This is a genomic window from Microbacterium sp. A93 (genome assembly GCF_051842835.1).
Window position 1 is genome coordinate 120433 of sequence record NZ_JBPXMT010000019.1, and the last position, 9535, is coordinate 129967.

Below are 9535 nucleotides of genomic sequence, written 5' to 3' on the forward strand. Positions count from 1 at the left end.
AGAACCCAGGCTAAGGCCATAGCGGACACTCATCGTGACCATAACGAACGCACAGGTACGAGCGGCACTCTGAAAAGACGTTGTTGAAGGAGCAGACCATGAACGAAGACAACATTCCCAACGAGACCGTTCCGTCCGAGCAGCCTGCACCGCAGGTGCCAGGTGGTAGCGGTGCCGGCCACGAGATCCCTACCGCATTTACGTCGCCCGTCATGCCCCAGCCGGCCCAGGCACCAACTCCACAGGGGGCAACCTTTGGCATCCCCACACCGGAATATCAGTACGGCACCGTGCCGGGTGCGACAGTTCCGATCACCCCGATCACCCCGATCGAGACGAAGGCCGCGCAGAAGAAGTCCTTCGGAGCTGGCAAGGTCGCAGCTCTCATCGTCGCGGCATCCCTTGTCGGCGGTGCGGCGGGACTGGGAACCAGCTACCTCGGAAACACTCTTTGGGCGCAGCCGGCTGGCACCACTGCCAGCGGTCCAGACAGCATCACTGTGAATAACCCCGGCTCCGTCAACGAGACGACAGCGATCGCCACGAAGGTGCTGCCGTCGGTCGTCACGATCGAAGCCGTCGGCGACAGCGAATCGGGTAGTGGTTCTGGTGTCATCCTCAGCGACGACGGCTACGTGCTCACCAACACGCACGTCGTTACCCTCGGCGGCGCAGCCGCGCACCCCACGATTCGGGTCACCACGTCCGACGGTCACATCTACAACGCCACCATCGTCGGCACCGACCCGGTCTATGACCTCGCTGTTATCAAGCTTGAGGATGCCAAGGGGCTGACCCCCATCGACTTCGCCGACTCGTCTGACATCAATGTCGGCTCGACCGCTGTTGCCGTTGGCGCACCGCTGGGGCTGTCTAACTCGGTGACTACCGGCATCGTCAGTGCCCTGAACCGCAGCATCCAGATCGCGTCGTCGGCGCTGCCGGAATCTGCAGATCAGGAGGCCCCGGATGACCAGGGTGATTCCGGTCAGGAGAGCCCCTTCCAGTTCGATCTTCCCGGAACCAACACCCAGGGAGCAACGCAGAACATCTCGATTGCCGTGATCCAGACGGATGCCGCCATCAACCCCGGAAACTCCGGTGGTGCGCTGGTGGACAGCGAGGGCAACCTCATCGGCATCAACGTCGCGATCGCGACCGCAGGAAGCGCCGAAGAGTCCGGGTCGATCGGTGTGGGCTTCGCGATCCCCTCGAACATCGCGAAGCGCGTGTCGGAAGAGATCATCGAGAACGGTGCGGCGACGCACGGTCTGCTGGGAGCCACGGTGCAGGATGCCGCCTCCGATGCGGATGCCGATGTCGCGGGTGCCGCCATCGTGAAGCCAACACCTGGCGGTGCTGCTGACGAGGCAGGGTTGAAGGCGGGAGACATCGTCACGAACTTCAACGGCTCTCCGATCAGTAACGCCACAGACCTCACCGCTCAGGTGCGTGCCGCCGCAGCTGGTAGCGATGCGACGATCACCTACGTCCGCAACGGCAAGTCGTTCGAAGTCGATGTGACGCTCGGCAAACTCGAACTGTAAAACAACACCCGGCGGGCATAGAAGCGCCGCCGGACTCTCAGAGAAGGACGCCACCCCGCGATAAGCTCGCAGGGTGGCGTCCTTCTCTTTCGGCTCCGGCAATGCGGCGAAGCTGCTGCGCATTCCGTTGTATGCCATCGGACGCATAGGAACTTTGCTCGTGCCGCGGGGGCACCGTTGGGTGTTCGGCTGCGGCGCCGGAATCGGTGACGGCGCACTCGCTCTCTGGCGGGTCGCAGCGGTCGAGGGCCACCGAACCGTCTGGCTCACTTCGAGCGATCGAGAGCGAAATCATGCCGCGGTCCTCGGTATCCCCACCATCTCGAAGTCTTCACTGCGGGGCTGGTGGGCGACCGCGCGGGCGGGAGTGCTCGTCGTCACGCATGGTCTTGGAGATGTGAACCGCTACGCCGTCTCAGGTGGCTTCGTCGTGCAACTCTGGCACGGGATTCCGCTCAAGCGGATAGGACTGGACTCACCTGCCACGACACAGGTTCCGAACATCCCGGGCGCGAGTGTGCTGCGCCGGTTCATCGGGCTGCTGTATCGGGGTGCGGCCCAGCGGATTCGCGTACTGCCGGCAGCATCCGATCGCTCGCGCGGACGACTGGAATCGGCATTCGCACTCGGCGACTCGCGGGTCATTGTCACCGGTGAACCGAGAGTGGACGTGCTTTCGGCCGGCACCGAACCGGAACGGCGGGACGCAGCATCCGTTCTGCTCACCGAGGCGACGCACACCCTGCCGAGGGATGCGCGCAGGCTTCTCTACGCACCCACCTGGCGCGACGGTGAAGGCGACCCTGCCGTGCCGACAGCCGCAGAGTGGGTGCGGATTATTGCCCTGCTTGAACAACAGAACACTGTGCTCTTCGTGCGCTCGCATCCGCTCGGCGCGGGGGCATACCAGCCGCCGCTTCCCAGCGGGCGAGTGCGGATGCTGGGCTCTGACGTGCTCGCCGATGTGACCCCCGCGTTGCCGGGAATCGATGTGCTGATCACCGACTATTCTTCGCTGGCATACGACGTGGGTTTGCTCGATATGCCGGTGCTGTACCTCGCACCCGATGCCGAGGACTATGCGCGCACCCGTGGGTTCTACGGACGCTATGAAGATGTTGCCAGTGCAGGCGTCGCGACCGGCTGGAGCGAGCTGCTCGAACAGTTGAGAATGCTGCTCACAAATAAGCGTGTGTTCACGGAGCGGGCGCAGCAGTCCACTACGCTCAGCGCACAGGTACATGCGTATCGCGACGGTCGAAATACACGTCGCGTGTACCAGGCAATCCGCGCGCGGGGCATCCCCGCGCCGAAAGGAGCAGGATGACGACCGCCCGCATCGATGAGCAGACCGAGAGCCTGATCATCGCCGGTACGGGGCCGAAACCGGCCACGGCGACCCTCGACGGTGCTCGGGCGCGCGTCACCGCGAAGCTGACTGGTGGGGGCAAGACCTGGAAGGCGACCTTCGTGCTTCGCGCATCTCGTTGGGGAGGCGAGGCACTGCCGCTTCCTGCGGGCGAGTACGAGTTACACATCGACGGCGTCGACCTCGACGAGGTTGTGTCCGGCCCTGAGCTGTTGCCGGGGCTGCGCATCACTCAGCAGGGCGCACATGTCGACATTACGGCTCCGATCGATCCGATCTATTTGACGAGCGAAGGCCAGTCGACGCTGGAAGAGCGCTATGTGGCGCAGGCTGGCGGCGAGGAGAACGCCGTCTTCTTCGAGAGCTTCTACGGCCAGAGCGCGGGATGCAACCCCCGTGCGATTGACCGGGAGCTCGCCACTCGTGCCCCGAAGGTCACGCGGTACTGGAGTGTTGTCGACCTTTCTGTTCCGGTGCCGGAGGGGGCGATCGCAGTGGTCGAGGGGAGCCCGGAGTGGTGGCGTGCGCGCGGCGCGGCGCGGTTGCTGATCGTGAATGACTGGCTCCGGCGGCGCTTTGCCCGCAAAGCAGGACAGAAGGTGCTGCAGACGTGGCACGGCACTCCACTCAAGCGCCTCGCGCTGCACCGTCTTGGCTTCGCACCGCGCCGGATGGCAGCGGTTGTGAAGGAATCCCGTCGGTGGGATGTGCTGCTCGCGCAGAACACCTACTCCGAACGCATTCTCAAGAAGGCATATGCCTTCTTCGGGAAGCCGATCTGGACCGACGGCTACCCCCGCAACGACATGCTCTTCACGCACGATGGGGCGGCCACGCGTAAGGCACTGGGCATCGGCGCGGAGGAACGGGTGCTGCTGTACGCGCCGACCTGGCGTGATGACCGAACCGAGATCGTGGACTTCATCGATCCGCAGCGACTGGCGGAGCAGACGGATGCTGTGGTGCTGGTGCGCGGCCACTCCAGGACACTGCGGCCTGGCCGCGATCAGTCCGGTGCGCGTGTGATCGATGTCACGGGCTACCCGGAGACCGCGCGGCTGATGCTGGCCGCGGACGCACTCATCACGGACTATTCGTCGGTGATGTTCGACTACAGCGTCACTGGCAAGCCGATGTACTTCATGGTGCCCGATCTGGATCATTACCGCGGCGAGCTGCGTGGATTCTATTTTGACCTCACCGAACGTGCGCCGGGGCCGCTGCTGACGACGCAGGACGAGCTTGCCGATGCGCTGATGGACGACACGTTGCCTGGCTTCTTTGCCGAGCGCTACGCCGCCTGGCAGAAGCAGTTCAACACTCGCGATGACGGCCACGCCGCCGAGCGCGTGGTGTCTCGTCTGCTCGACCTCGGCTTCCTCAGCGCGTAGTACCGGGCGCGCCGCCGCGCGCTCTAAGGCAGGGGAGTATTCTGCGTGCCGAGGCGTGACGCGTCGACGGTGCCGCGCGCCCCCCGCATCACGCCGACGACGAATCCGATGCCCCAGGCGAAATGCATGGTGGGGAGCACTGCGATGGTCCAGAGTCGTTCGCGGGGGCTCCGGCCACCGCCGGGCCGCAGCGCCATTGCCAGCACGAGCAGGGCATATGCCGCCAGCGGCAGATACACGAGGGATGCCACGATCGAAGCCACACCGGCAAGCACACCGGTCACCTGCAGCACGGCCACGATCAGCGCGAGCGCAACGTTCAGCACCAGCGCCGGCGGCGCGAAGAACCGCAGCCCGTTGCTGCGACCGAACCGGCGCACGAGCTCACCACGCCACGCACCGGTTGCCCGGAACTGCCGTGCCAGTCGCCACCAGCTCTCGCGCGGCCAGTAGGTCACCGACAGCTGCGGATCGAGCCAGACCTTGTAGCCCGCCTGCCGAATGCGCAGGTTCAGCTCCCAGTCCTCGCCACGGCGGATCGACTCGTCGAACATGCCGACTTCGTCGAGCACTGCGCGGCGCATGACGCCAAGGTAAGCGGACTCTGCTTCGCCCTCGTGAGTGGTGCCGTGGTAGGCGCCGCCGCCGAGGCCGATGGGGGAGTTGTAGGCGCGGGCCACTGACTTCTGGAACGGTGCGCGGCCGTCGGCCCGCATCACCCCGCCCACGTTCGCTGCTCCCGTGCGTTCCAGCGTTGCCAGAGCACGTTGCGCGTAGCCGGGGGACAGCTCGGAGTGTGCATCCACCCGCACGATCGTCGGGTACCTGCTCGCGCGGATGGCGGTGTTGAGCCCGACCGGAATGTGTGCGGCCGCGTTGTCGACCAGGCGGATACGACCGTCGCCTGCAGCGAGACGTTCGGCGAGTTCGGTCGTGCCGTCGGTGGAAGGCCCGAGCGCGAGGACGAGCTCCGAGGGGACGTCCAACTCTTGTCCGAGAACCGATGCGACGGCATGTTCGAGATAGGCACGCTCGTTCAATACAGGCATGACAAACGACACACCCTCCAAAGGCGTTGCCGAATCGTTCTCTCCCACCCCCCGATCATGTCACGGTGAATGGGTGTTGCCTGCGTAGTCTGGACACGTGGGTGCTGTAAGAGATGTCAAGAAGTCCTTTCGTCTCCTGCGAAGGGCGCTGCAGTCGCGGATGGCCGTGCAGCGCGTTCGTCGAACCCTCCAGACGCAGCCGCGGCATCCAACCCGTCATTACAAGATCGCCGTCTACTTCGCCGATGGTGCGGTCAACATGTACCAGATGCGCCAGTGGTACCGTCCGCTCGCCGAGCTCGCGAAGACGTGGCCGGTCGTCGTCCTCGCACGCAATGCCGGTGGAGCGGAGAAGCTCCTCGCCGAAGACGCACCGCCGGTGGCGTTCGTGCCGACAGTGCGTGACCTTGAGCGCTTCATCCGCAAGCAGGACATCCGCATCGTGCTCTACGTGAATCAGAACACGCGCAACTTCCAGATGTTCCGCTACGGGCGCCGGTGGCATGTGTTCATCAACCACGGCGAGTCCGACAAGATGTACATGACCACGAACCAGTACAAGGCATACGACTATGCGCTGGTGGCTGGGCAGGCCGCCCGTGATCGCCTGTCGCGCACGCTGTGGGACTTCGACCTCGACCAACGCACCATCGAGATCGGACGCCCTCAGGCAGACCACTTCTCGGGCACGTTGCCCTATACGCCGGATGCACGCACGGTGGTGCTCTACGCGCCCACCTGGGAGGGGGACCGCCCGAGCGCGCTTTACGGATCGATCGCCACCCACGGTGAGACGCTCGTGAACGCACTGCTCGCGACCGGATCGCACCGCGTGATCTACCGTCCTCACCCGCGCAGCGGTGTGGTCGATGATGCGTACGGGGCCGCACACCGCCGCATCATGGCAGCGATCTCCGCGGCCAATGCCGCCGACCTCGGCGCGCACCACGTGTATGACGACGGACCAGAGCTCGGCTGGCAGCTCGCCGCGGCAGACGTCGCCATCGTCGATATTTCGGCAATGGTCTACGACCGTCTCGCCACGGGCAAGCCACTCATGATCACGCGTCCGGAAAACCCACGAGCGTCGATCGATACGGGCGGATACCTCGCCGACTGTGAATGGCTGACAGTGGATGCCGCGGCAGACATCGTTGCGGAAGTGGAGCGCGTGCGTGCCGACGAAGACGCCACCCTGAAACTTCGCATGTGGGTACAGCACTACTTCGGCGACACCGCGCCCGGCGTGGCAACAGAGAAATTCCACGCGGCGATCGACCAGCTCATGGCGAAATGGGATCTGTGGCGGCAAGCCGAGATCGGTGCGGTTCCGACCGGCGAAGACGATGACGACGAAGAAGAGAAAGACGAAGAGCTCGGCGGCTGACGCGAAGGGAGCTTGACCGTAAAGTGGCAGCCATGAACTTTCCGCGTGCCGCAGCCGTCGCCTCGAGACTTGACGTCGTAACCGAATCCGCATCGACGAATGCTGATCTGCGCGCGCACGCGGCAGATGTCACGGGGTGGCCCCACCTGTCTGTTCTCCTCACCGCGAATCAGACCGCCGGTCGGGGGCGACTTGATCGTTCCTGGATCGCGCCGCCCGGTACGGCGTTGGCAATCTCGGTGCTGTTGAGGAATCTTCCGGCCCGAGTCGAAGCTTTCGGCTGGATTTCGCTGGCGGCGGGCGTCGCACTGGCGGATGCCGTGTCCGCGCAGCTCACCGAGCACGAGGTCGGCGTGAAATGGCCGAACGACGTGTTGGTCGACGGGAAGAAGATCTGCGGCATCCTCGCAGAATCGACCGGCAGCGCCGTTGTACTGGGTGCAGGGGTCAACACCTCGATGCGCGCGGAACAGCTGCCTGTTCCTACCGCCACCTCGTTCGCCGTGCTCGGCGCCGTTGTTGATGAGGATCGACTTGTGGCCGACTACCTCCGCGGGCTCGACGAGAAGCTCGCGGCGCTCGCTGCGGAGGGCGACGCCGACACGAGCGGATTGCGTCCGGCGGTATCTGAGCGATGCCTGACGCTTCATCGGGATGTCGACGTGGCATTGCCGGACGGCTCCACGCTGCACGGCCGGGCGACTCGACTTGAGATGGACGGCCGATTGGTCGTTGACGTTGACGGCGTCGAACACCTCGTCGCAGCCGGTGATGTCGTGCACGCGCGCCTGAGCTGAGCACCCGGACCAGACACGCCGTGACGCGCCCGCGGATGTCTGAGGTCGCAGGCACAATGGAGGAATGACCCAGCCAGTGACCCTCGGAGGCCGGCCAATGATGCCGCCGGCTGGCGCGCCAGCCGAAGAACTCCTCATTGCGCGCTTCCGTGGTCATGCCCGTCGATTGTTCTGGTCGGCTGCCCTACTGATCGTCGTGGCGGGTGTCGGCGCGTACTTCTACGACAACCTTCCCGCTGGGTATGAAAACTGGATGCTGATCACCGCCAGCGCGGTGCTGTTCATCGTCGGCGTGCTCATCCCGTACCTGGTCTGGGCTTCCCGCAGCTATACGGTGACTACGCGACGGGTGATCGTGAATCACGGTATCGGCGCTCGGCAACGGCGCGAGATCTCGCACGTGCGTGGTTACACGATCGGCGTGCGTCGTGGCCTCCTGCAGCGGCTGTGGGGTGCGGGCACCATCACGCTGTCCAACGGAGTTGAGACGCCACTGCGACTGGCGAACGTTCCGAACGTCAGGCTCGTGCATGAAGCGCTTGCTGACCAGATCGAGGTCAACCAGATCCTCGCGCACCGCGATGCGCAGGCCATGTCCGATCCAGACGCCACACGCTGAACGCTACACAGCGAACGCCACCCCCGGGCATCCGGGTTCGGTGTTCAGCGACGCACGGCATGCGGGAGAATGGACGCAACGAACGGAGAACTCAATGGCGTTGCGTGTTGGCGTGATCGGCGGCGGACAGCTGGCTCGAATGATGATTGCTCCGGCGGTCGAACTCGGCATCGACATCCGAGTGCTCGCGGAGGGCGAGGGAATGTCAGCGCAGCTCGCGGCCACGGCACTCGGTGACTATCGCGACCTGGACATCGTCCGGGCCTTCGCGAGGGACGTCGATGTCATCACGTTCGACCATGAGCACGTGCCCCAGGCGGTGCTGCGCGCGCTGGTAGCCGAGGGCGTTGCTGTGCACCCGGGCCCCGATGCTCTGCAGTTCGCGCAGGACAAGCTGGTCATGCGCGCCCGCCTCACGGAGCTTGGCATCCCGCAGCCGGACTGGGCCGCCGTAGCGAACGCCGACGAGTTGCAGGCGTTCCTCGACGATCACGGTGGAAAGGGCGTCGTGAAGACCCCGCGCGGTGGCTACGACGGTAAGGGCGTGCGCGTCGTGCGAAGCGCCGGGGAAGCGGCGGACTGGCTCGCTGACCTTGAGGGTGATGTGCTGCTCGTCGAGGAACTGGTGTCGTTCACACGAGAGCTCGCGCAGCAGATCGCGCGTCGACCCAGCGGGCAGATGGTCGCGTATCCGGTTGTGGAGACTGTGCAGCGTGACGGCGTCTGCGCAGAGGTCTTCGCTCCGGCACCCGGTGCAGGCGAGCGTCTGATGCGGGTTGCAGAGGCGATCGGCCGACAGATCGCAGAGGGCCTCGGCGTCACCGGAATGCTGGCGGTCGAGCTTTTTGAGACGGATGATGAGCGCATCCTCGTGAATGAACTGGCGATGCGTCCGCACAACAGTGGTCATTGGAGCCAAGACGGCGCCGTGACCGGACAGTTCGAGCAGCACCTGCGTGCGGTCGCGGATCTTCCGCTCGGCGATGCAACGCCGCGGGCGCAGTGGAGCGTGATGGTGAACATTCTTGGGGGTCCTGCCGAGGGCACCTTTGAGGACCGTTTCGAGGCCGCGATGGCCGAGCATCCGGAAGCCAAGATCCACACATACGGCAAGTCGGCGCGTCCCGGCCGCAAGGTCGGCCATGTGAATGTCTCCGGCAACGACCTAGACGACGCCGTCTACACAGCGCGCGCCGCCGCCGCCCACTTCGCCTAACCTCCACGTCCAAGCTTGCGAGTGGGCAGCTGTGGCTCGATTTTCGCGTTGTGATGTCTCATGACGTGCCTGACAGTTCATGTCTCAGTGGGATCTGACACTTCGTAGCGTGCGAGGAAGCCACGGGGTTTGCCGTTGGGGATGTAGGTTCCCGCGGGTG

Annotated in this window: 8 protein-coding genes; 7 read left to right on the forward strand and 1 reads right to left on the reverse strand. The window is 64.9% G+C overall.

Annotated elements, in window-relative coordinates:
- Positions 1-98: 98 nt before the first annotated feature.
- The 3 genes from ACSU1G_RS33650 (at position 99) to ACSU1G_RS33660 (ending at position 4307) form a co-directional block, all read left to right on the forward strand.
- A complete protein-coding gene (locus tag ACSU1G_RS33650) occupies positions 99-1547 on the forward strand; it encodes a S1C family serine protease (RefSeq protein WP_439285862.1) in 1449 nt (482 codons plus the stop codon).
- Between the two features lie 73 nt (positions 1548-1620).
- Positions 1621-2874, forward strand: coding sequence for a CDP-glycerol glycerophosphotransferase family protein (locus tag ACSU1G_RS33655; RefSeq protein ID WP_439285864.1), 1254 nt, complete (start codon positions 1621-1623; stop codon positions 2872-2874).
- Positions 2871-4307, forward strand: coding sequence for a CDP-glycerol glycerophosphotransferase family protein (locus tag ACSU1G_RS33660; protein ID WP_439285866.1), 1437 nt, complete (start codon positions 2871-2873; stop codon positions 4305-4307). Before ACSU1G_RS33655 ends, ACSU1G_RS33660 begins: the two co-directional genes overlap by 4 nt.
- A gap of 23 nt (positions 4308-4330) precedes the next feature.
- Here ACSU1G_RS33660 and ACSU1G_RS33665 read toward each other — a convergent pair whose 3' ends face one another.
- Complete coding sequence (locus ACSU1G_RS33665; RefSeq protein ID WP_439285867.1) at positions 4331-5356, reverse strand: glycosyltransferase family 2 protein; 1026 nt, start codon at positions 5354-5356, stop codon at positions 4331-4333.
- A 97-nt stretch (positions 5357-5453) separates the two neighbouring features.
- On the opposite strand from ACSU1G_RS33665, the gene ACSU1G_RS33670 reads away from it, so the two are divergent.
- From ACSU1G_RS33670 to ACSU1G_RS33685, 4 genes are all read left to right on the forward strand, one after another.
- Entirely contained in the window at positions 5454-6743 is a 1290-nt protein-coding gene (locus ACSU1G_RS33670) for a CDP-glycerol glycerophosphotransferase family protein (protein WP_439285869.1), read from the forward strand.
- A gap of 32 nt (positions 6744-6775) precedes the next feature.
- Positions 6776-7540, forward strand: a complete 765-nt coding sequence (locus tag ACSU1G_RS33675) for a biotin--[acetyl-CoA-carboxylase] ligase (RefSeq protein ID WP_439285871.1) — start codon at positions 6776-6778, stop codon at positions 7538-7540.
- Positions 7541-7604: 64 nt separating this feature from the next.
- Positions 7605-8159 (forward strand): PH domain-containing protein, encoded by a 555-nt coding sequence (locus ACSU1G_RS33680; RefSeq protein WP_439285873.1) that lies wholly within the window; start codon positions 7605-7607, stop codon positions 8157-8159.
- Between the two features lie 94 nt (positions 8160-8253).
- Positions 8254-9375 carry a 5-(carboxyamino)imidazole ribonucleotide synthase gene (locus ACSU1G_RS33685; protein WP_439285875.1) on the forward strand — a complete coding sequence of 374 codons (1122 nt, stop codon included), beginning with the start codon at positions 8254-8256 and terminating at the stop codon, positions 9373-9375.
- Positions 9376-9535 lie beyond the last annotated feature (160 nt).